This is a genomic window from Ensifer sp. VA4, assembly GCF_055710065.1.
Genome location: NZ_JBVQPO010000009.1, coordinates 41,756 through 68,751, shown reverse-complemented (window position 1 = coordinate 68,751; position 26,996 = coordinate 41,756). Strand labels below are relative to the sequence as shown.

General features: G+C 63.1%; 1 protein-coding gene. It reads left to right on the top strand.

Annotated features, from left to right (window positions below; all coding sequences use genetic code 11):
* Positions 1 to 4 precede the first annotated feature (4 nt).
* Positions 5 to 26,983 (top strand): LEPR-XLL domain-containing protein, encoded by a 26,979-nt coding sequence (locus tag AC0C6X_RS16880; RefSeq protein ID WP_472954160.1) that lies wholly within the window; start codon positions 5 to 7, stop codon positions 26,981 to 26,983.
* The last annotated feature ends 13 nt before the right edge of the window (positions 26,984 to 26,996 follow it).

The window sequence follows — 26,996 nt, the reverse complement described above, 5'->3', positions numbered from 1 at the left end:
GGCTATGGTCGAACGCCTTTTCCGGTGGTTCGGTGGCAGGAAGGCGCGAGGCTTCACACCGCGCTCGGAAACCACCCATCTGTCCGGGCTCGCGCTCGAGACGCTTGAGCCTCGCTACCTGTTGTCTGCCGATATCATGCCCTTTGCGGTGGACATGGTCGGCGATGGCGGCGCCGACTACAGCCTGCGCTATGACAATCTCATCCAGACGGTCCAGGTTTACGACAACAGGTCGAGCCTCCTCGTTGCGCAGCGGAACGCTGCGGAAATCGACTATATCCGGGTGACCGGCACGGCGGCGAACGACACGCTGACAATCGATTTTGGCACGGATTTCCTTCAGGCGCTCGATATCGATTTTCAGGGCGGTGACGGCGACGACAAGCTCTCGCTGACCGGCGGCCTGTTCGATCTCGTCGAATTCGCGGCCGATGGCGCGAAGTCCGGCGTGTTCACCGCCGTAGACGGCCAGATCAGCCATCGGATCGGTATCGGCGGCGTCTCGGCCGTGACCGATGCCACGACTGCGCAGGAGCGGATCTTTGCCGACGTGACCGGTGAGGGGCAGACTCTGCGCCTCAGCGATGCCGGCACGCCCGGAGATGGGTTCTCGACGCTCGACAGCATCAATGACGGCGCGCTGGTGTCCTACACCTTTGCTTCGCCCAATCTGAAGCTGACAATCGACACTGGAGCCGGCGACGACACTTTCGTTCACAACGGCTTCGACAACGCCATTTCGGGCAAGGTTCTCTTGAGTGGCGGTGCAGGAAGCGACGCGGTAATCGGACCGCCGGAAGATACCGACTGGAACATAACCGGACTGAATTCCGGCAACGTTTCAGGGGTGTCCTTCGTCGAGGTTGAGAATCTCAGAGGTTCTGCCGACAACGAGGACACCTTCTTCGTTTCAGCCGGCGGCGGACTGGCCGGCGTCATGGACGGCGGCGCCGGTGGCTTCGACAGCCTCGTTCTCGATGGCGGTGTCTTCCATTCCGTCACTTACGTTGCGACCGGTCCCGCCTCCGGCACGATCACCCGCGATGGCCAGGTTCTGCGCTACGACGGCCTGGAGCCGATCACAGACAATACGGTCGTCGCCGATCGCATTATTGCGACCAGCGATTTCGACGACGAAGCACGCCTGAAGGACAACGGTGACGGCACTCTGACGCTCGAGTCGCTGTCGCTGATCCCGACCTTCGAGGAGGTCACCTTCGCCAAGCCCACCAACAGCCTGACGATCAAACTTGGCGCAGACCTCGGCATCCCGCTCCTGTCGAAGGATGTCCTGACGGTTACGGGCGTCAACCTCGGGGCTGCGAGCCTTACCGTTTTTGGCGAAAGCGCTGCCGATACGGCCGGCGATGACGGCAAGGACGAAGTCCTGATCGAGGGGGCGAACACATTCGGCGCCTTGGCGATTCATGCCGAAAAGATCACGGTTTCAGGCAATGTTTCGGCGACGACGGTTACCCTTGTGGCGCTCGCCGAAGACGACGGCAAAATCACAGGCGGCGCCTATTTCGCGACACCCGAGGCGATCATCGACCTCAGCGGTGCGACCATCACCGCCTCTGGCGCTGTGCAGATCTCGGCGACGGCGGATGCGACCGTTTCGGCTTCGACCGCGGAAGTCGGGCCGCTCGAAGGCGTCATCGTCACCGTGCTGCCGGAGGCGAGGATCAAATTTGACAACAGCACGCTGACGGCTGCGAGCCTTTCGGCCGGCAGTTCGGTCAGCGTTTCGCTGACCGCAGCCGACGAAGGCGATGCAAGCGAGAACGACACGACAAAGGATGCCGCGGTTTCCGTGACAGTTGTTCTCAGCGATTCCATCACCGAAGTGCTGGGCGGGAGCGCCCTCAACGTATCCGGCGCTGTTTCGCTGACCGCCGACACCAATCTCGCATTGACGACGACCGCAGATGGCGGCTCCGGCTCCAAGGGTGCCAGCGTTGCTGTTTCGGAAGTGAACGCGACAACGCGCGCCTATATGTCGGGCAATTCCGCGCTAAACGCCAATAGTGGCAACCTGCCCGATTCCGTCGCCTTCAGCGCGACGTTGACCAGCAATGTCAGTACCACCGCGATTTCCAGCGCCGGCGGTTCGAACCAGGGCGACGGCTCGAACGAATCCGAGAAGCGGCTCGCCGACCCGAACCAGGACAGCAATACCTCGGACAAGGCCACGACGAGTGGCGGTGACATTACCTTCGCCGGCGCGGTGACCGTTTCCGATTACCGGACCACGACCGAGGCCTATGTCGACAGTTCGACCCTAGTTTCTGCGACCACCCTTGGCTTGACGGCGACCTCCACCGAGAGCGTCACGGCAGCCGCAGACGGCTCGGCCACGGGCAGCGCTGGGACCGGCGTTGGCGTGGCTGTCGCGCTCGGCATTGCCGATGTTACCACCCGCGCCTATGTCGCAGGAACTTCGGACCTGACGGCAAGTTCCGTCAACCTCAATGCCACGCTGAACGCCGGCGACAGTTTCGTCGTGACGGCGGAAGCCGGTGCTGGCGGCGCCGAAACGAATGTCGCCGGCGCTCTCGCGATCAGCATCATCATGGCCGACGTCGAGGCCGTTATCGAAGCGGGCGCCTCGGTCGACCTCAATGGTGCGGACCTCAGCCTCACCGCTTCGTCGACCACCCATGCCGAGACCGCCGCGACCCCGAACGGCGATGATCTCGGCGAAGCCGGTGAGACCGGCGTCGGCGGTTCGGTAGCGCTTGCCGTCATCGACAACAATACGAGCGCACTCGTCGAAAACGGGGCGACGGTCACGGCCGCAGAAGACGTGACACTTTCGGCAACCGGCAGCCATGAATCCGAAACGACGGCGGAAGCCGGCGGCACCGGTGGCAGCACCGGCATCGGCGGCGCAGTGGCGATCGACGTGATCGACAACACCACCCGCGCCTCGCTCGGAACGGACGACGTCGAGCTCGACATAACAGGAGATTTTTCAGCAACGGCGACCCATCATGGGCTGAGCACGGCCACGGCTGACGGCACCGCGATCGGTTCGACCGCTGTCGGCGCGGCGATCGCGCTTGCCTTCGTCGACAACCGTGCAATCTCGACCACCAACCGGAATCTGCGTGCTGACGGCTCTGTCAGCCTGTCTGCGTTGGGCGACGGCTCCAGCAAGGCGGAAGCCAAGGCAAGCGCAAAGGGTGCCGACAAGAACGACGAATCCGCCGACGGCAACACCAAGGCCGACCAGCAGAAACAGAAGCAGGTCGCCTTCGCCAACAGCAAATCCGGCGATGCCGACAGCACGAGCCAGACCGCTAATACCGGCGGCGGCAGCGGTGGCGATGTCGGCGTCGCCGCCGCCCTTGCGATCAACGTCTCCGACAGCGAAGCGCTGGCCAGCATTGGCGATGGCCGCGCGGTGAGGGCCGGGGATGGCGCCGGAACCGGCGGCGTGAGCCTGCAAGCGAAAAACAACATGGACGCCTCGGCAATCGCCGATGGCAGCGCGACGCTCGAAAGCGAAACCTCGGGCACGGCGGTCGGTGCTGCAGTGGCGATCAATGTCGCCGATATGAGCAACAAGGCGATCATCGGCAGCGGCGCGATCGTCAATGCTGACGGCAGCGTCACGCTGTCTGCCACGATGAAGAACGTCGACGGCGACCAGAAGAACGTCTTCGAAGCACATTCGACTTCCGGCGCCAGCGGTGGCAACACCGGCGTTGCCGGCTCGTTTGCGCTCAACGTTTCGGATGCCACCGCAGAAGCGGCGATTCGACCTTCGGCCAGCGTCACGCTCAGCAGCGACGACGCCTCGCTGACGGTCTCCAACACGTCCGAAAGCAGTGCTGTCGCCGAAGCGGATGCCGAGAGCGCCAGCACCGGTGTCGGTGCATCCTTTGCGATCAATGCGGCCGACAACACGGCGTCGGCCAAGGTCGAGAATTCCGCCGTCCTAACTGGCCTCGATGACCTGACGCTCAGCGCCACGGGCAGCCACAAGACCACCACGACGGCAGAATCCGGTGCGGCAGCTGAAGATGGTACCGGCGTCGGTGGCGCAATTGCGATCACCGTTGCGGACAATGTGACGGAGGCAAAGCTCGGCACCGGCGGTCTTATCGACCTCGACGGCGCCTTCAGCGCCACCGCGACCCACCATGGCGATAGCACGACCTCGGCACTGGGCGATGCGCTTGCCGGCGACACGGCGGTCGGTGCGGCAATCGCGCTGGCGTTTGTCGACGACAGCGCGACTGCGACCACCGCCCGGAACATTACCGCCGATGGCAATGTCAGTTTTGCGGCCCATGGCGATGGTGCGAGCAAGGCCGAAGCCACGGCCAGCGCCGCCGGCGCCGACAAGGACAAGGAAAACACGAGCGGCAACACGACCGCCGACGACCAGAAGAACAAGCAAAAACAGCTCGCCAATGAGAAATCCGGCAAGACGAACACCGGCGACAAGTCCGCAACAAGCCAGGGCGGCACGGGCGGCGGCCAGGTGAGCGTCGCCGCCGCACTCGCCCTCAACGTGTCTTCGTCGCTTGCCGTCGCGTCGATCGGTGATGGCGTCACGATCATTGCCGGGCAGGGCGTGGGCACCGGAGCGCTTCTGCTCCAGTCCTCCAACAACATGAATGCCAGTGCCACGGGCGACGGCAAGGCAACGACCACGAGCAGCGGCACCGGCGTCGGCGTCGCCGTTGCCATCAACGTCGCGACCATGCGGAACGAAGCCTCGGTCGGGGCAGGCGCCCATATCACGGCCGATGGCCTCACGGCTTCGGCGACGATGAAGACGGTCGGCGGCAATGCCGAGCACAACTTCGGTGCGAAATCCACGTCAGGTGCGAGCGGCGGCGACACCGGCGTGGCGGGTTCGTTTGCCTTGAGCGTTGCGACCACCAACACGCTCGGCACGATCGGCTTCGACCACGGCGGTGGCGGCACGACGACCGTGACGCTCACCGGCGGCGATGTCGGCCTGCAGGCGACCAACACAACCAAATCAACGACAGAGGCGACCGCCCATGGCGCCGGCAGCGGTTCGGGAAGCACCGGCGTCGGCGCATCGATAGCGCTTGGAATTTCACTCAACACGACCTTCGCCGGGATCGAGAACGGCGAAACGGTCAGCGGCAATACCGGTAACTTCCAGGTTCTTTCCACCTCGAACGATACGGTCACCACCACGGCCAAGGCCGGCGCAGCCGGCAACACCGCCGTCGGCGGCGCAATTGCAGTCGCCTACGTGGATAACGACACGGATACGCATATCGGCACGGGTGCCGGCGGCGCGATCACGCTCACCGGCAATCTCGCCGCGCAGACGACCCATGCCAGCACGATCCATACGCTCGGCGACGGCGAAGCGGCAGGCAGCAATGTCGGTGTCGGCATTTCGCTCGCTTTGAACATCGCGGAAGTGACCAACGACGCCTTTGTCGGCAGAAACTTCTCCGGCGCCAACAATGTCAGCGTCACTGCCACGTCGACCTTCGACACGAAGGCAGAATCCAAGGCCAGCGCCAAGGGTAACGACACCTCGAAGGCGAACTCCGACCAGGAGACCAGCAACCAGACGAGCATGGCGCAGAACCAGAGTGGCGGCTCGAAGGCGCCGACCCAATCTGGCAGTAGCAGCCTCGGCACCGCCGATAGCAAGAGCACGAACGAGACCGGCAAGTCGACACAGGGCGGGACGAGCGTCGCCGCAACGATCGCCGTCAACTTCCTCGACGGCGACAACACCGCGACGATCGCAAGCAATGTCGTGATCGGGTCCTCGGGTGCGATGAAAATCGAAGCGACGATGACCACCGACGCGCGCGCACTCGGCACGGCGACGGCGACCAATACCAGCGCCAACACCGGCGTCGCCGCCGCGGTCGGCCTCAACATCGCCTTGCTCGACAATACCGCGCAGGTCAATTCCGGCGCCGACCTTACCGCCGGCTCGATCAAGGTACGGGCAGTCACGGCCGATGGCGAAAGGAATACCTTCCAGGCGCGGGCACTGGCCGGCGCCGTGTCGAAGAATACAGCCGTCGGCGGCTCCGTCGCGATCAACTATCTCGACGTCAATTCAAGTGCGGTCATCGGCAACAATGCCGATCTCGACGCCAATGCCGGTGGCATTGCCATCAATGCAGTCAGCGTCAACGAGATGCAGAGCATCGCCGGCGGTGCGGCGCTCAGCAGCGGTAGTGGCAGCACCGGCGTCGGCGTCGCGGTCTCCATCAACATCGTCAACGATCTCAACACCAAGGCCGACGTCGGAACCGGCGTCGATGCCGAGGCTACCGGCGCGATCGGTGTCACGGCGCATGCCGAGCTGTTGCCGATTATCGAGAGCCTTCCTGTCATCGGCAATCTGGCGGTGACCAGCTTTGCCGCCGGCGTTGCGGCAAGCAACGGAACGGCGGTGGGTGGCTCCTCCAGCGTCAACGTCATCTTCATGGAGACGCATGCCTTCATCAATGATGGCTCCGACTTTGACGGCGATGGCGGCGTGACCGTCGAAGCGACCGACATCTTGACCATGGTTAGCGGTGCTGGCGGCATCGGACTGTCCGGCGGCAGCAATGCCGGTGTCGGCATCGGGCTTGACGTGAACGTCATCATTCGCAACACCAGCGCCTGGGTCGGCGGAACCGCGGACCTCGGTGCGACTGCCGGCAATATTCTGGTCAATGCGGATTCGTTCGACACCATCACCTCGATTGCCGCCACCTTTGGCTTGAGCCTCAGCGGCTCGGGCGTTGCCGCCTCCGTCGGTGTCGTCGTGCTCGACACCTCCACCGAAGCCTATGTCGAGACGGGAACGGCACTCGACAAATCTGAACTTCATGCCGGCGGAAATGTCTCCGTCAAGGCAACCGGTGACGCCAAGATCTTTGCGCTCGCCGGCGGCGTCGCCTTCGGCCAGGGCGCCGGCATCGGTATCGCCGGCACGGTCTTCGTTCACATCGACGATGTGAAGGCACAGATTCTCGGCCACGCCGACGTCGAAACCGGTGGACCGGCCGGCCTCGATGTCTCCGCGATCTCGACTGAGGATGTGACCACGATCGCCGCCGCCGGCGGTGTATCGACCAGCAGCGCTGCCGTGGCTGGCTCTGTTGCCGTCACGGTGCTGACGGAAACGACGATCGCGCGCATTGGCTCGAATACGGCGGTGACCGCCCAGTCCGGTGCAAACGATCCGGGTGTTGCGGTCTACGCTTATGGCGAGACCGATCTGCTCACTGTCGCCGGATCGCTTGCGGTGTCCGGCGGCAGCGCAGCGGTCGGTGCCGGCGTCAATATCGCGACACTGATCAAGACCACGCAGGCATCGATCGATTCCGGCATGGACATGGACGCTGACGGCAACGTCAAAGTCGAGGCAACCAGCAACGAGGACATTGGTTCCTTCTCGGTGGCGGCCGGCGGTGCCTCCACGGCCGGCATCACCGTTTCGGCGGATGTCTTCGTTTTCGACATGACCACCCGCGCCTTCATCGGTGACGATCCGCTCGACGGTATCGCCAATGCGGGCCTGACCGACGTGCGCGCCCTTGGCAGCGTGCTGGTACAGGCGATCGACGAAACGGAACTCGACCTGATCGTTGGCGGCGTCGCCGTTGGCGGCAGCGCCGGCGTTGGTGTTGCTGCCGGCGTCGCGGTTGTCGACAAGGTGACGGAATCGTTCATCGGAGAAAACGCGCGCGTGACAGGCGAAGGCCAGCACAGCGTGGCCGCACGCACCGGCCGCTTCGACATCAGCTTTGCCGGTTCGCAAAGCATGGGCGACGGCTACGATCCGAAGACCGACGGCGAGGTCGGCAAGGACAGCCTCGAAGCGGGCGTGCCGGTCAAGGAAGGAGGCGGCGGCCTCGGACAATTCAACGACCTCGACCAGGATCACAGCGATGACGGGACGCCGACCGATCCGGGCCTGACCCAGCAGCGGATTGCAACAGCCTCTGTCGACAGCGGTTTCCGTGGGGTCGCGGTCTCGGCAACCACCAAGGACGATATCGAAACGGCAGCGATCAGCGTTGGCGGCGGCGGTTCCGTCGGCGTCGCCGTCGGTGCGGCGGTCAACGTCCTCAACACGACGACCACCGCGCTGATCGGCGAGGGCGCCCGTATCAATCAGGACATGAGCGGCGGCGGCAATGGAGCGCAGTCCGTCCTCGTCGCTGCGGCCAGCGATTTCAGCCATCTCGGTGTTGGCGCAGGTGCCGCCTTCGGCGGTTCGGCTGCGGCCGCGCCTGCGGTCGACGTGTCGGTGGTTACGACGAAAACAACGGCGACGATCGGCGACGACACGCTGGTCGATGCCAACAATGACGTGGCGGTGATCGCGACGGCGAAGGAGAAGGTTCTCGTCGTCTCCGCCGGTCTGGCACTCAGCGGTGCGGTCAGCCTTGCCGGCGGTGTCTCGGTCGTCTCGATCGATGCCGACACCTTTGCGCGCATCGGAGATTCGACCGTCGAAGCCGGTGGCGACGTCGCCGTCATGGCGAAGGACGACTCCCAGTTCACGATCGTTTCCGGCGCAGTTGCCATCGGCCTTTCCGGCGGTGGTGCCGCAGGCTCCGTCGGCGTCGTTAACGTCACCAAGGACACCGAGGCGACGATTGGCGCCAACGCCACCATTGATGCGCGCGCCAACGGCGCAGGCATCGCGAATGTGCACAACGGCAACATCGCCACGAGCGGTGGCGACCCAACCGGCTTCTCGACGCTTTCGGGTGAGGCCCATGGCGTCATCGTCCAGGCGCAATCGTCCGAAGTCGTCACCCATATCGCCGTTGCCGGCGCGGGCGGGCTTTATGTCGGCATAGCCGGCGCGGTCAGCGTGACCATCATCGATTCCGATACCTTCGCCGCCATCGGTGCGGGTGCTGCAATCAACCAGGGCTTTGCCAACTATCAACTTCATCCGGCCGCTGTCGGCCTCGGGCAGGGAGTCTACGTCAACGCGGCCAATGATGTTCGCATCACCTCCTTTGCCGGTTCGGCAGCCGTCGGTTTCGTCGGCATTGGTGGCGGCATCGACTTCGGCAGCATCAAGAACGACACAACAGCCTCGATCGGCGCGAATGTCGACGTCCTGGCGCGCAACGATGTCGCGGTCAGTGCGGACTCGATCCAGGTCCTCAAGGGCTTCGCGTTCAGCGGCGTCGGCGGTGTCGTCGGCCTCGGCGCGTCGGTCTCCGTCTGGTCGATCGGCCAGGATTTCAGCGACGACTATAAAAACGAGAAGGAAAGCACGTCCGGCGATGCCACCACAGGCAGTGGCGACAATGCAGCCGCCGATGCGGGCGAAAAGACCGACGGCGGCGTCGGCGAACTGACCGGTCAGATGACCGGCTTCACCGGCGACGGAAATGCGCGTACAGCCGATTCCCGCGTCCGGGACAATATGCAGGGCGCATCGAACCGGTTGAGCGATCCATCGTTCTTCTCTGCCGCCGACCTGAATGCTGCCCTGGCCCCGACGAGTGAGGAGCATGGCACCACTGCGACCATCGAAGCCGGTGCGGAGGTGCAAGCCGGCCATGATATCCTGGTCGTTTCGCGCCAGAACGTGAAGGTCGATCTGCTGATCGGCAACGCCGCCGTCGGCCTGGTCGGCGCCGGCGCAGCGGTGACCGTTCTCAATGTGTCCGAGCAGGTCAAAGCAAAGGCAGGCGGCAATCTCAAGGCCGGCAACCAGATCAAGGTCGAAGCTGAACTCGACGAAGAGATTGATGTAACCACCGTCGCCTTCCAGGGCGGGTTTGTCGGCCTCGGGGCTTCGGTCATCGTTATCAACGATACCAGCCGCGTACAGGCGCGCCTGCTCGACGGAACCGTGGTGGATGGCGCAAGCTTGCTATCGGTCTCAGCTTCGAATACGCAGGATTTGGACGTCACGACGACGGGCATACAGGCAGGCCTATTGGCGGCCGGCGCGTCCTATGTCGACCTCAACATCGGTGATACGGACGACAGCACGATCGAGGCTCTGGCGACCATCGGGTCCGGTAGCCATATTGGCCAGACCGACACCGTGGGCGCGATCACCGTGCATGCGGATTCGACCGTCGACGCCAAGGCGAAGACCTTTGCGCTCGCCGGCGGTGCGCTCGGCCTCTCCTTCAATTTCGCGCTGATTGATGTCGAGACCAACATCGAAGCCTCGATCCTTGGCGGCGCGAACATCGATGCCTCTGGCGCGGTGACGCTGGAAGCGCTCTCAAGCCACAATGCCAAGGGTGACGTTTTCGCGCTCAGCATCGGTCTCGGCGCTGTGGGCACGAGCTTCGTGACCGTCAATGTCGTGCCGACGACAAGTGCGCTGATTGCCGGCGGTTCGACCATTTCGGCCGGTGGCATCGTCATCCTCGCCTCCCATAACTTCTCCGGTGCGACCGCCACGGATCGCGGCGCCAAGGCCTTCGCGGAAGCCTCGGGCGGCGGTCTGTTCAGCGGCCAGGGCGCCGTGCCCACCGCCAGGTCCAATGCCGTTGTAACCGCTTCGATCGGCGCGGGCGGTGCCCTGACGATCACCAACGACATCGATATCAAGTCGCGGCTGCGCAACTACGCGGTCGCCAATACCGAGGCAAACTCCTTCGGTGCGGCTGCGGTGGGTGCAACCGATGCCGAGGCGGTCGCCAACGGCCAGTCGAATGCATCGATGAACGCCAACATCGTTTCGGTCCGCGACATCGGGGTCGACGCGCTTGCGATCAACGGCGCGCTTGCCGTTGCGGAAGCAACCGGTGGCGGCGTCCTCGGGGCGCTGACGCTCAACAGCGCCACGGCAACCGCAAGCCCGTCATCCGTTGCCGCGACCATCGGCAACAACACATCCATCCAGTCGGCTCGCCATATTCGCCTGAAGGCCCTCGCCAACACCGAAGGTGATTCCAAGGTCGTCGGCGTGACGATCGGCGGCGTCTTCGGCGCCGGCGACTCCGACGCGACCACCAATGTCAGCCCGACCGTCTCCAGCAGCATTGGAACGGGCAGCGTCATCAATGCGACGGGCGACGTTTCCGTCGAGGCGATTGCCGCGCCCATTCCTGGGACGCAGCCCGACTATGCGGTCGTCGACGCCGACGGAGTGGCGAACACGATCACAGTCAACAACCACGGCCTCGTGACGGGCGATACCGTCGAATACGATGCGGGCGCCGGCGGCGCGGTGATCCCCGGCCTCAACTGGCCCGATCCGCAGGATCCCGCGGTCAATCGACAATACAATGTGATTAACGTCGTCGACGGCGGCAATGTCGACCCGAACAAGCTATACTTCGGCTCGACTTTCGACGCCGCAAGCATCGATTCCGAAACCGAAATCATTACTTTCCAGGGCGCGCACAATTTTATCAGCGGCGACGCCGTGCGTTACTACGCCGGTCCCGACGAGACGGTTAACAGCTTCGGCCTGACCGAAAGCAATCTCTACTACGTTCTGGTTATCGACGAATCCCATATCAAACTGGTCAATACGCATGACAAGGCGGTCAACCCGCAAAACTACTTCAAGAACTTCCAACCCGACGATATCGCCGGCAATCAGATCACGATCTCCGGTCATGGGTTCACCAATGGCATGGCCGTCACCTATGACGCGCCCGACGCCAAGACCTTCGTCAGCCGGCAGGTCGACGTCCATCCGACGGCACTCAATCCCGACGGTTCGCCGATCGACGACGGCACGCAGAACAACATTCGCTTCTTCGACGACAACGGTAACGCGCTGAACCATGGGTTCAGCGAGGGCGAGCACGTCGTCTATAATGTCGAAACGGAAACGGGAGCGCCGGGAACGGCGATCGGTGGGCTGTCCGATGGCGAGACCTACCGCGTCCACGTTGTCAATTCGACCACGATCCAACTGAAGCGCAACGACGTCGTCACCGAACAGGTTCAGTTCGTCCGCAACGGGGCCGGCGACCGGATCATCCGCACTGATGGCGAGAACTGGGCCGATTTCGGCTTTGGAACCGGTACCCTGTTTATCAGCGGCGGCGGGGCCAACAGCGGCACCTACACCGTTACCGGCGTCAGCGGCAGCACCTTGATCCTGTCAGTCGTCAACAGCGTCACGGAAACGACGCTCACCAAGACCTTCGATCAGTCGATCATCACGCTCACGCCCAACAAGGCGAAGACCGCCGACGATATCCATTTGCTGATCAACGCCAAGAATCTGCCCATCGGCGGGCTTGAGGACGGCAACACCTATTACGTCCGTGGCATCAGCGGCCCCGGCGACGACACTTTCGAATTGTGGGACGCGCCGACCGGCGGCACGCAGATGACGTTGACGCCGACCGGGCTCGCTGGTCCCTATGCCAACCATCGCATTGGTGCGCTGGCTGTCGATATCTCAAGCGATGCAACCAGCGAGCAACAACTGCGCATCGATCTCAACGATGCCGTGACCTCGGCGGCTGGGGGGCAATTCCTGTTCGGCCCCGGCCGGGTGCCTCTCAGCGAAATTGCACCGCAATCGGGTGATGGCGTTTCTTCTGCCTATTCGAAGGGCTCCGGTGGCGGTTTTGTCGGCGTTAACGGCAATGACGCCAATATCACCAGCAACCCGAACGTAACCGCGACCATCGCGGCAACGCTTGTGACGACCAGCGGCGATGTCTCGATCAACACATCGGCCACCACCAATACAACGGCGCATGCGGTCAACGGCACCGGCGGTTTCGTCGCTGTCGGCGATGCCGACGCCAACAGCTACCAGGACGTCAACAGCGTCGCCTCCGTTGGCGACGGCACCCGTATTGTCGCAGGCAAGAACTTCACCGTTGCCTCCAGTACGAATGTCAACACCGGCGCCTCATCGCACGCAAGCGCCGGCGGGGCAGTTGGCGTCGCCTCACCGACGACCGTTGTCTGGATCGAGTACAACAGTGCCTCAACGATCGGCTCCGATGCCATCGTCGTTTCCGGCGAGCTTGCAAAACTGACGGCCTACTCCGAAGCAGGCGTCTCCGCGAAATCCACCGGCTCGGGTATCGGCTTCGGCGGCGATGGCGACGCCATCACCCATGTCTATATCGGTATCGCCGATCCGAACCCCGATCTGGATCAAGCCGATACCATCACCACCCTCGGTGATCGGGCTGTTCTGAGCGCCAAACGCGCAGTTGCCAGCGCGAAAGTCGGACGTTTCGATGTCTTCTCAGGCAGCGACGGCCGCGGCGCAGGCTTCTATGGTGAGGGCCAGGCCGAAAGCACGCTGACGGCGCGTCCGAAGGCGGAAGTTCATATCAATGCCGATTCCGAACTGACCGGCTGGGAAGGTGTCGATCTCGTCACGCGCTACGACAACGTCAAGACCCATGCCAAGTCCTATGCCCGCGCGACCGGCCTCTTCGGCTTCGTCGATTCCGATGCGCACAACGATACGGACGTGGCGTCGAAGATATTCGGTGCCGCCGGCGCTCTGGTGACCGCCGGCCCGCGTAATAACAGTGATGCCGTGCTTGGCCATCCGGATTATCCGCAGGAGCCGGCGGCGTCGAGCGAACATTTGGCGCTCTATGCTTCCACGGTCAACGGTTCAATTTCTCAGACGGACGATGCGGATCACAGCAAGCGCTCGCTTGCCGCCGGCGGCTCTGATGGCAGCAGCCCCGACGATCGGCCGCAACAGATCGATTTCAATTCGGATGTCCTGATCCTTTCCGGACGTTCGCCCGAATTGGTGGTCAAGCAACTCGTCATCGGCGCCGATGGCCAGATCGATGTTGCAGTCGAAGTCACTGTTAACGACAGCGCGAGTGGCGGCGGTAGCAGCGAAGGTGAGGGCGATACGATCCAGAGCGACGACATCGTCGTCAACGATATCGTCAATCCCGGTCCGGGCGACGTCGTCTTCGATTCCGATGAGATGATCGGTTCCGGCGGTACCTGGACGTTCCGCGACACGTTGCAGCGCGTCACGATCCGGAACGAGTCCGACAAGGACATTATCATCAACAACATCGACGTCGTGACCGACGAGCAACCGCTTGCCTGGCTGAATCCGTCGAAGACCGTGACGCTCACCTTCAACATCGAACGCGAGGTGGCGCCGACGCTAATCGAGATCACCGACACAGGTGGCCGGTCGGACATCTACATCAACGGCACCATCGAAAACCCGATCGGGACCACTTCGATCGTCAATACCGACGGATCCGTATTCGCAACCAATGACCGCGGCGTGACAGGCGGCGACGGCCGTCAGTCCCTGATCCGCACACACGTCCTTAACATCCGCGCCGAGGAAAACGTTGGTACGACCGGAAACCGCGTCAATGTCGACATCGTCGACAGTGCCGGCCTGCCACAACTCATCAGCTTCGATACCGGCCGCGTCAGTGGCCTGACGGAGCAGATCTTCCTTGGGCACGAAAACCGCTTCTACACCGGCCAGCTGGTTCGCTACGACGCGGTCAGCACCGCGATCGGCGGGCTCGTCGATGGTGGCTACTACTATGTCATCGCCTCGTCCGACGGCCTGAGCGTCAGGCTGGCAAGCACGCTGGCGAACGCCCTTGCCGGCGTTGCGATCAATCTTTCGCCGAGCGGGCCGCTCACCAACCAGCACAGCCTGATTTCGGCCGAGACCTTCACGGTCGATGCCGTCCAGAATGTCAATCTCGACCTCAAGGCCCTGCTGCGCGAAGACCTCGGCGGCGGCTATTACGTTGTTGAAATCGACCGGATCAGCGCCGGTGATACCGCCAACGTGCTGCTGCAGGCGAGCATCGAGCAGGCCGGCGCCGGCGCCTCGGGCGGCGTGCTCGTCAAGGCGCCGAGCCAGGCTGCCGGGCTCACACACTACAATTTCTTCAGGCCGGATAGCGGCGACCCGGAAGAGTTGAGCCGCGGCGTGTTCGCAACAGGCAATACGCCGATCGCCTCCACTTACGACTTCCGCGGCATTGATCCCGCGACTGGCAGCCGGACTCTGCCCGGTCTCCAGGCCGGCGCCGTGACCGCTGGCGGCGACATCATCGTCGCCGCGGCCAATTCCGACCCCAGCGCCACAGCCATCAACGTGCTCGGGATCACCGAGATTGCCGGTAACGGCGACATCGATGTGGTGACCAACGGCTACATCGCGCTCAGCGAGAAGACCGGTGACATGCGCGTCGAGCGCATCAAGTCGACCGCCTCGGATGTACTGCTCTATTCGCCGCGACGCATTCTCGATGCGCGCGGTCTGACGGAGGGGGACGCTGAAGCCGACGTCGCCGGCCGCAACATCACCATGGCGGCCGGTGTCGGTCTCTTCAATCCGAACCATGCACAAGTGGCCGCGCAGGTTCTCAACCCGACGCTGCTGGACATCAATTCGCCGCTTGGGGGCATCGGCCTGCCGACGGACTTCCTCGAGATCAACGTCGACATCCGCAACGGCGTCGGCGGCCTCGGCGTGCTTAGGGCCTTCGATACCACCGCCGACAACACGCTCGGCATCTTCCTCGACGAAGTTGCCGGCGATCTCCTCGTCCACACCGTTCATACGACCAGGGACATCTCGCTGCGGACCGTCGCCGGCTCGATCCTCGACGCCCGCAACAACGGCGCCGGCGACGATTTTGCCGACCTCATCGGCCAGAGCATTGATCTCGACGCCAATGGCGGCGGCTCCATCGGCGCCTTCAACAACGACCTCGAAATCGACTCCTCGCGTGGCTCGTCCAACGACGACGTCGCCCTTGAAGCCGACAACAACATCTATCTGGCGGAAGCACCCGTTAATCCCGGCGAAAGCGCCGGCAACCTGCGCCTCGTGCTGGCGCATACCTATGACGGCGATATCCGCATTACCGTTCGCGAGACAGGGGTCCAGGGTGAAAATCTCGACCTCGTGCACAGCGGCAGCGCGCGCTTCGCCGAGGACGGCGCCACCTTCCCGACCTTCCAGGCGGATGCCGAGCGTCTCATCCCGCATGGCCAGATCTTTGCCGAGAAGGGCAATGTGCAATTGCGCGTCGGCGACAACGTCACGCTCGACTCGAACAGTGAGATCCTGGCCGCCAAGCGCATCGACATCTATGGCGACGTCACCGCCTTCGACGAAACCATCAGCCTGCTTGCCAACGCCGACATCGGCTTCGGCTCGGTCATGCTGCTGCGTGGGCGCATCATCGCCAATGCCGCGGTAACGCCCGGCAACAAGAGCAACGGCACCCCCGTAGGTACCGCCGCACCGAAGACCAGTGCGCCGCACGCCGCGAATCTGACCTGGATCTTCGGCAATACCGATGTCGACACGATCCAGTTCGGCGATCCCTCGGGCGCCGGCGGCACCAACAGCCAGGGCAGCCCCGGCTATATCTTCCTCGGCTCGAAGACCCGCGCCTATGGCAGCCAGACGCTCAAACCGGCGATTGCCGATGGCGAAGACCGCTTCACCGTCTACTACCTGCAGGACACGGCGACTGAAACCTCGCCGAACATGACAACGGCCGCCGAGCATACGCTGACGCTCGATGGCGTCTCCGGCAGTGATCTCTACGAGGTCTACACGCTTGGTTCGAACAATCCGGGCCTTGGCAATCCCGGCACGGACTTCAACCGCAACTACGTCATCAACGTGCTCGACACCGGGTCGTCGAACGACGGCGTCGATGCGCTGAACATCTACGGTTACAACTCCGCCCTCAACGGCAAGGACGGCGATGGCAACAAGCCGATCGACGACATCTTTCTGCTGCGCGGTGCGAACTATCTGCCGCACGAAACCGCCGATCGCCCCGCCTACGTCGCGATGGTCTACGGGCAGCCCACGACCTACGCGGACACGATCGAAGACAACGAACCTTCGAACGAGAGTGCGCGCATCAACTATGACACGGCGCTCAACGGACGTGTCACCATCGAAGGTCTCGGTGGCAACGACAATTTCTATTCTGACGATACGACGGCCATCGTGTCGCTTCAGGGCGGAGCGGGTGACGACTCCTTCCAGATAGGGCAGATTTTCGGCAACAAGCGCACCGACGATCCGGAAAACGGCGCGACGCCGTTCTTCGGCGGCGGCCTGCTTGCCCAGGATGTCTTCCCGGACATGGTCGCAACGACGCGCGGCTGGCTGAGTCCCGGCATCAGCGCGCCGCTGGTCGCCCAGGGCGGCACCGGCAATGACGAGTTCCGCGTCTATTCGAACCAGGCCGAGCTTAGACTCGAAGGCGACGACAACAACGACCTGTTCATCGTGCGCGCCTTTGCGATTGCCGCGGTCGCCAACCAGGATTGGAACGGCGACGGCACTATCGACCAGGACGATCTGGCGGCCGTGACGCTCGACACCAATGGCGATGGCGTCATCAACTTTGCCGATGCCGATTCCACGCCTGACGACTATACCGACGACGTGATCGTGCGCGACGACCAGGGCGTCGCGATGCCGATCATCGGGCTTGGCTTCTCCGTTGCGCGCGCGCCCGATATCCGTGCCGGCGGCGGCGAAGATGAGGTCCAGTACAACGTCAACGCGCCGGTTTCCGTCGACGGCGGCACAGGCTTCGACAAGCTCGTTATCCTCGGCACGGAATTTGCCGACGACTTTGCAATCACCGAACGCGGCATTTTCGGCGCCGGCCTCAATGTGCGCTACACGACGATCGAAGTGGTCGAGGTCGACGGTCTCGAAGGCGACGACGAATTCTTCGTTCAGTCGACCGCCTTCGGCGTTGCCTATCGCGTCATCGGCGGCCTCGGATCCGATACGATCAACGTCACCGGCGACGTGACCGAAGACATCGTGACCCGAGAGCTCGAAGGAGCCTCCGGCGCTGTCGATCATCTCGTCACGTCGGGCGACGCGCTCTATGACGGCGTGCTCGTCGACGGCTTCGACTATAACGTCGCTTCCGAAGACGAAGGCATTATCCGCATCGACGAAACCGGCGGTTTCACTGCCGTGCGCGAAGGCGGTCCGGTCAATGTCGACAGCTATACGGTGAAGCTTGCGGTCGCTCCGCTTGCGGGTCAGGTGATCTATGTCACCGTCTCGGCGGCACGCTCGCCGCAGGAGGAGGAAGACGGCACGCTCTTGAACCCCGCGCCTTTGCCGAACGGCCTCGGCGACACGATTTGGCTGTCCACCGTCAACCCTGGCGGCATCGTCACCGACAGCGACTTCCAGCATGTCATCACCGTCAACGGCGTGCTGCAGATCATCAACGATCGTGCCGTCGTTCTCCGGTTCGACAGCAGCAACTGGATGAATGCGCAGACGGTCTATGTCTATGCGCCTGACGATCCGCGCGCAGAAGGCGACCGCGTGGTCGTTATCCAGCACAGCGTGATTTCCGATCTCAGCGGCGTCGACACCAACGTCATTGATATCGATGCCGAATACCCCGATGGCGACCCCTTCGACGCGGCTGACGTCCGCAATGTCGAAGTACTCCTCAGGGACAACGACACGCCCGGGATCTATGTGACCGAGGTCGCGGCCGGCACGAACATCGAAGATGGCCGGTCTCTCGTTATCGAAGGCAGCCCGGCGACCCAGCTGACGGATGAAATCCTTATTCAGCTCCAGACGGCGCCGGAGGTAGGCGACATCATCGTCGTCAAGCTTTTCCTCAACGAGGCGAGTGACGAGGATATCCAGATCTTCGATGTCGACGATCCGACGAACACCTTCAACTCGGTCGGCGACCGCATGTACAAGCATGCTGACGGCTACTGGCGACTGACCTTCGACCACACCAATTGGGACGATCCGGTCCGCATCGGCGTTGAGGCGCGTGACGATATCCCGCGGGAAGATCCGCACACGGCAGTCATCTACTTCCAGCGCGACGACGTGCTGACGACCGACGCCGACCACGACTATGTCTTCCCGAACCTTAGGTCCGGGCCTGGCTATGTCGATATCGAAGTCATCGACAACGACACGGCGGGCGCTGTGGTGCTCCAAAGCGGCGGCACGACGGTGCTCAATGCCGATGGCAGCGACACGGACGACTACACGATCCGGCTGACGAAGGAGCCCGGCACCACCGTACAGGTTGCGATCGTCACCGACGGGCTGGCGGATGTCGTTAGCGTCAACGGTGTCGCCGTCACACCCGGCTCGGGCTATACGGTGATCGGCGGGCTGAGGCCGACGCAGATTTTCGACGGCAACCTCGTCTTCAGCAATGACGGCCTCAACGGCAAGATCACGCGCGGCACGGGCGCCGATCTCGGCAGCTTCGTCGACGAGGGCTTCTTCGTCGGCCAGCAGATCCGCATCGGCAACGCCGGCGGCAACACCGGCGATTATTACATCACCGCGATCGACACGGTGGACGGCAAGTTCATCAAGGTCGACCGCACGTTCGGTACCGGCGGCCAGCTTACCGACGTCATCCTCTCGGACCTCGCCAGCGAAGGTGCCTTTACCGGCGATATCCAGTTCCATACGGTTCTCGAGAACGGCACGCTCACCTATCGGATGACGATCGCCGGCCTTGCCGACGATGCGGACGGCTGGCTCGCCTATGGCTTCCTGGAAGGCCAGTGGATCCGCGTCTTCGACGCCGCCGACAATGTTATCGGCAACTTCAAGATCGCGATCATCCGCGGCGAAAACGATACCAAGGATGCCACGATCCAGATCACCTCAGAGAATGCGGCGCTGCTGCCGGTCGGCAGCACGCTTTCGGGCGTCAAGGTGCTGCGCGCAGCGGCGGTCGCGACGTTCAATTCGGGGAACTACTCTGTCCAGCAGACGGTCGTCCTGCAGGCGGACGAGAACTACGAGGTCCCCGTCACGCGTGAAGGCGTGAAGGTCTTCCCGGTGTCGGGACATTACCTGTCGAAGTTGCGCGGCCCGCTGGCTGTCGAAGGCGGACCGACGGGTGCCGACCGCTCGCTGGAAAACGGCCTGAAACTGCCGGGCGAAGCGGACGACTTCCTGATCGCGATCGGCGCGCAGCCGCCGGAATCACAGCAGATCGACGTGCTCAACATCTTCAACGACACCAGCAAGGAAGATGTCGACGGCCTGATGACGCAGACGACGCTGACCGGCTTCAACATGGCCGACGATCTGAGTCTCGGCCTCGGTGTCACAGGCGACCCGACCTTCGGCGAATCCGGTTTCTTCCCGGGCGGTATCAGCTTCGGCAAGATCAGCGTCGGCGCCGACGGCCAGTTCGGCACCAACGCCACGAAGAGCACCATCGAGGTCGTCAACCTCATGCTCGGCGAGGGCAATGACGGCCTCGTCATTCAGGGAACGCTCGATCCGGCACCGTCCGTTCAGGTCACCAACACCTTCACGGTGACGCCGAACGGCAGCAATGGCGGCACGATCGTGCGCACAGGCTTCGATTGGAAGGCAATGGGCTTCCTCGTCGGCCAGACCGTGCAGATTGCCGGGCAGGCAGGCACATGGACCATCGTCGCGATCAATGACGCGCTCATCGATCCGCTGCATCCGGAGGAAGGCGCTGATCCGAACGACAATTCGATCCTGGTCTTGAGCGGCTCGTCGCTTGCCGGCGTTGCCAGTGGCTCGCTGACAATCACTGCGATCGACAAGGACGTGATCACCGTCAACAAATCCGTCGACGTTGCCCAGACGATTGCCGGCGGGATCATCGTGCGCACCGACGGCGGCGCATGGACCGGCTTTGCGGTCGGCGACTTCATCAGCATCAACGAAGACTTCGCCAAGGGCGAGTACCAGATCGTCTCGATTTCCGGTTCAACCATGCGTGTCGTCGGCGGCCAGCTTCCGCTGGTCAGCGATGCGCCGAGGACCATCAACCGCATCAACCCGGTCACCAATGCGATCCTGCAAACGGTGGTCACCGATGTCAGCATCGATCCGACCTACACCGGTGGCATCGTCACCCGTCAGGACGGCATCAAGTGGGCAGATGAGGGGTATCTTGCCGGTCATCTCATCACCATGGTCGATGAAAACGGAAAGCGCGACTTCCGCATCATCGAGATCTCCGATGACGGCTTCTCGCTGAAGCTCGAAGGCGCGCTGCTCGCCACACAGGACGATGCGGTGAAGAGCTTCTATGTGCAGGGTGTGCATGGCGGCCTGACGCTCGTCCACGGCGGCGGCAACATGTACCTCGAAAGCGCCGGCAAGATGAACATTGCCAGCGCCGGCGGTGGCTCGATCGTCGTGACCCGCCTCGATGGGCGCGACTGGTCGGAAGATCGGTACCAGGTTGGCCAGGTCATCCAGCTGGACGGCGAGACCTATACCCGGACGATCCTTGCAATCGTCGATGCGACCCTGCCGCCGCCGCCGAATTCTGCCCTGACCTGGGGCGACCTCAGCGCCCTGGTGCTGAGCGCGCCGAACACTCACGTCGGGCAGGGGGCCGGCGTCACATTGGCGGCCGATGCGTTCAACAGTTATGCCGAACGGTCGCTACATGTCGCCGAAGCACGCACGGTCACTGCTTCCGGCACGATGAACGTTACCACCAACAGCCTGACCCGTAGCGCGGGGAGCTGGCTGGCGGATGGCTTCTACGTCGGCCAGAAGGTCTATGTCAGCGGCTACGCAGGACCGTTCACGATCCAGGCGCTCACCGCTGCGGTCATGACGCTGCAGAACGTGGCGCTGACACCGGCAAACGGTGTGTCGCTCACCGTCTTTGGCTATGACGTGACGCTCGACGGCGGCAAGCGCGTCGGCGGCGACTACATCAAGGTCACTGGTGGTGCCGGCCCGAACTCGCCGCTCGTCGTCTATGGCGACACCAGCCAGGACGGCATCTGGTATTCCGGCCAGGCCCACAATGTGCTCGGCATGGAATTCGGCGAAAAGCCTTTCGATCCCTTCCCGCAGTTGCAGGACGGGGAGAACGAAGACGACGAATGGGTCTTCCCGCTTGCCAATCCCTACAAGCTCGCCGGTAACGACATCATCGATGCCAGCGCGCTGTTTGCAAATGTCCCGGGCGGAAGTCTGCCCAGCGTCGGGCTGACGATCTACGGCGGAGCCGGCAATGACACCATCTACGGCAGCCAGGCCGGCGATCATCTCGCGGGCGGTTCCGGAGACGACCTGATCATCGGCAACCGCGGCGTCGACCATATCTATGGCGACAGCGGCCTGAACGTGAACATCTTCACCCGCGAGCTGTTCATCGACACGGTCGACAACAGCCCGCTGCCTTCCGCCAACCCGAACACCGACACCAACGGCACCACGATCAAACCGGTGAAATCCTCGGTCCGCGATCTCATGCAGGCAGGCCGCGACCTGATCTTCGGTGACGGCGCTTCGCACCTCGGCTACGGTGCGAGCGCGGTTGCTGCCGCCGGCGTTCTCGGCGATTTCGACGACATCATCTTCGCCGACCACGGCGTCATCGAGATGTTCGTCGACGATCCGAACCTGCCGTCCGGCCTCAAACAGCGGATCCAGACAACCGAACTCCTGCTCGTGACGGCGATCAGGTCGGCCGAACTGCAGAACGGTGCCGACGATATCGTCTTCGCCGGGCTTGACCGCGACGTGATCGTCGGTGGTGCCGGCCACGACATGCTCGACGGCGACCAGCAGGACGACCGCATCTTCGGCGACAACGTCTACCTCACCCGCCAGGGCGGCGCGGACGGCAATGTGCTGGACGACACATTCAGCAAGCGCTTCCAGACCTTGGCCGGCGCGCTGCTCTACAGCCGCACAGATCGGCCGATCCCTGCAGGCTTCGGCACCGTCACCGGCGATAACAGCGGTCTCCTGCTTGTCGACGGTATTGCACGCCGCTATCGCGACCCGGACGGCGCGCCGTGGTGGAGCGAGTATGCGGTCGACTATGCGACCCTTCACACATTCGCCTTCGACCAGGGAGTCGCCGGAGTCGGCAGTTTCGGCAACGACTACATCGCCGGCAGCGAAGGTCACGACGAGATCTTCGGCCAACTGGGCAATGACGTCGTCCAGGGCGACGGCGGTATCGAGCTTGCGTTTGCCGGCACGTCGCATGTCGGCGCCTCGCGGACGTCGGGTGGTGTTACCGATCCGATCGGTCCATTGACGGTGATCGCATCCTTCGCCGCCGCGAGCGACGGTCAGGACTACATCGAGGGCGGCGGCGGCGATGATCAACTGTTCGGCGGCCTCGGCCAGGACGACCTGATTGGCGGCTCGTCATCGTTCTTCAGCCTGACCGATGCAAATGCACGGCCTGACGGCGACGACTACATCTTCGGCGGTACCGGCGGCGAAATCGACCGCAACGACCTTGACCTTCCGAGTGATGGCACCCTTGCGGCCGCGCGTTATGCCCGCGATGCCGACGCCATGGTCGGCGACAACGGCAATATCGTTCGTATCGTGGGAATCAATGGCGTCGATATCAACCCGAACGGGCTGGCAAACCAGCAGCTCTACGTCCAGTTCAACTACGATGTGAACGATCCGGCTCGCGCCGGTGCCGAACGCATCGTCGTTCGCGGCGTGCACCTCCTCGACTACACGCCGGGCGGCCCGGACTTCCGTCCCGACCTGTTCTCGAAGGCCAATCCGAACAACCCGGCCTATCGCAACGAATTCGGCCTCTGGGCGAAGATCGACATTGGCGGCCATGACGAGTTCCACGGCGAAACCGGTGACGACATCGCCTATGGCGGCGGCGGCCACGACCGCATGTTCGGCGACGCCGAAAACGACGATCTGATCGGCGGCTGGGGTAACGACTGGATCTCCGGCGGTACCGGCCAGGACGGCATCCTCGGCGATGACGGCCGGATCTTCACGAGCCGCAATAGCGCCACCTATGCCGAACCGCTCTACGGTGTCCTGGCGCTCCTTGGCACCGACCCCGATGATCGCACAAGCCAGGGCGACGTGCTCAACGAGTTCATCTATACACCCGGGCAGGTCCAGACCGAGACGATCAACATCGGCGGTCAGTTGAGGAAGTCCGTCGATCTCACGCCCTATAACCTGAAGCCAAATGCGCAGGGCGCGGACGATCCGCTGTTCGACGCCAATGTCGTCGACGATATCATCTTCGGCGGTCTCGGTGACGACTTCATCCATGGCGGCGCCGGCGACGACGCTGTCGGCGGCGGCGAAGCCCTGCAGCTCAGCTACACCCAGCGCTTTGAAAACGGCGTCGTGGTCGGACTGGTGCGTACCGACTTCACCCGGCCGTGGAACCCGGGCGACGTTCTGCGCTTCGGTGCCGACACCGATCCCTGGAACGCACCGAAGCCGGTGCAGAGCAAACTCGGCGAATTCTTCCTCTACGACGAATACGATCCGCGCCGGACGATCCTGTTCAACGCGAACGGCACGGTCTGGAAGTCGGGTGCTGCGCAGACGCAATTCCAGTATTTCCTCAACCTCGTGGACAACGAAGGACCGTTGGTCAATGGCGCGATCGCGTTCTCGCCCAATGGCACACCGATTGCCTTCGCCGACCGCAACACGGACGGCAACGACGCCATCTTCGGCGACCTCGGCAACGACTGGATCGTCGGCGGGACGGGGCGTGATCACATCTATGGCGGTTGGGGCAACGACCTCATGAATGCCGATGACGTGCTCAGCACCGACGGTTGGCTCAACGACCAGCCCGAGACGCACCCCGTTTACGAGGACCGCGTCTTCGGTGGCGCCGGGCTCGACATCCTGATCGGCAATACCGGTGGCGATCGCCTGATCGATTGGGTCGGCGAGTTCAACAGCTACATCGTGCCCTTCGCGCCGTTCGGCATCGCGACGGTCAGCCGTCAAGTGCCGCCGCAGCTCTTCGACTTCCTCTATGCCCAAGCCTTCAGCGACGGCGTTGACATCACCCGCACCGCCGATACCGGAAGCGTCAATGGTAGCGACCAATACAGCCATGTGTCGCAATTCCAGGGCGGTGTCGAAGGCGAAATCGGGCTAGTGACGCAGAAGGATCACGGCATCTGGCAAGACCAGACCGGCGGTCCAACCGATCCGCAGCCGGGCAATATCCCCGGTGGACGGCGTGACGTCCTGCGCACGGCCGACTTCAACGACGGCACACTCGATGTCTTCGCCGCCGACCAGGGCAAGTTCACGGTGTCGAGCGGTATGATGTCGGTCGAATCCGAGACCTCATGGGGGCAGGCGGCCGCGGTCTTCTATGCCGATCAGTATCTGCCGATCTACTTCGAGATTTCGGCGAAGGTCACGGCGCAGAAACCATTGGCCGGCTGGAAGGCGAACTCCTATGTCATCTTCGACTACCATTCGCCGACCGACTTCAAGTGGGCCGGGATCAACATCTCGAACGACAAGATCGAAATGGGCTACCGCGACGCCAGCGGCTGGCATCAGGTCGCCCAGTCGACCAAGCCCGTTCAACTGAAGGCCGGCATAACCTATGACGTGCTCGTGGCCGTCAACGGCACGAACGTGACTTTGACAGTCGCGGGCGTGAACTGGTTCAGCTACACCTTCACGCCGAGGATCGAGGATGGCGTGCCCGTCGGCCTTAATCGCGGCATGGTCGGCGTCGGCAACGACGGCTCCAAGTCGAAAGTGGATAATTTCTCGGTCCAGATCCTGCCGCCGAACCTCTCGCTCGACTATACCGACAACTTCGACGGAACGGGGCGCTTCCCGATGACGGGGACGGCCGCGACAGGCTGGACCGTCGCCGACGGCCGGCTTACCGGCGCGGCAGGCGCTGCTGTCAACACGTTCAACCTCGGTACCACGCTTAGGGCAGATTCCTACCTTGAGCTGGAGGCTAAGCTCTCTACTTCGGGCATCGGCGGCATTGTCTTCGACAGCTACGGTCCGAGCGACTACAAGTTCGTCGCTCTCGACGTTGCCAATGACAAGGTGCTTGTCGGCCATGTCAGCGCCAAGGGCGGTTATAAGGTCGATCAGTCGTTCAGCCGTGTCCTTGACGCCGGCGTGGACTACACGTTGAAGCTGATCTTCAAGGGCGCCTCGACGAGCATCCAGGTGAACGGCGCCCTCGTCGGCACTTATGGCTTCAATGCGGCCCTGGTCGATGGCGGCTTTGGCACGATGTCGCGGGTGGGAACGAGCTCGTTCGATCGGTTCCAGATCCGCACCAACGATCCCGCCTTCAACACGTCGGCCAATCTGCTGGCGGCGACGGGCGATGCGACCAACGCCGGTGGCGAGATTACCAGAGGACAGGCGCTCTCGGTGCTCGACGATGCCATCGCCCTCTGGACGAAATCGGGACTGCTTGATGCGGCAACGCTTTCGCGCCTCGGCACGATCGACCTTGAGATCGTCGATCTCGAGGGCGACCGACTGGCCGAAGCCGTGTTCGGTGCAATCAGGATCGACCGCAACGCCGCCGGGCGGGGCTGGTTCGTCGATCTCACGCCGCAGGATAACGAGGAGTACAGCCTGGTCGACGGCAAGTGGCAGGCGATTGCCGGTGGCCCGGCCGAGGCACGCTTCGACCTGCTCTCGGTCCTGCTCCATGAAATGGGTCACGAGGCCGGGTTGGATCACTCTGCCGACAATACAGTCGGCGATGTCATGGCCGAAACGCTCGGCATCGGCGAGCGCCGGTTGCCGTTGGCCGCAAACCAGCCCGAAACGCGCAACGACGCGGAGGTGTTCGACGAAGAGTTGGGTCTGTTCGTAAGCCCGGCTGAGCGACGGCTGATGAAACTTGCCGGCATCAGCGCTTCTGATCTCCAGATATCGGGAGGCGGTAACGCGAGCGAGGTTGCCGCGGCATCCGGCTGGACCGGAAGCGGGAGAGACGTTCCGGCTCCCACGTGGCAACCGGCAACCGGCGGGGGCCACAGCATGGCCCGCTTCGGCAATGATGGCGTGAAGGCATGGGTCTTCGACGAGGCAACCGGCACATTTGTCGACCCAACAGCCTGGACGGCCGATATCGGTGATCACGCCGCCAAGACTTCCGGCGCCGGTGAGAACGACGCCGACACAAGTGAGCAGGACGTGTTGAACGGCATGATCGAGTGGGAGGCCCGAAAGGGACTGCTTTCTCGATTGGTCAGTCTCTTTGGAGGGCGTTAGCGTGCGAATAAAC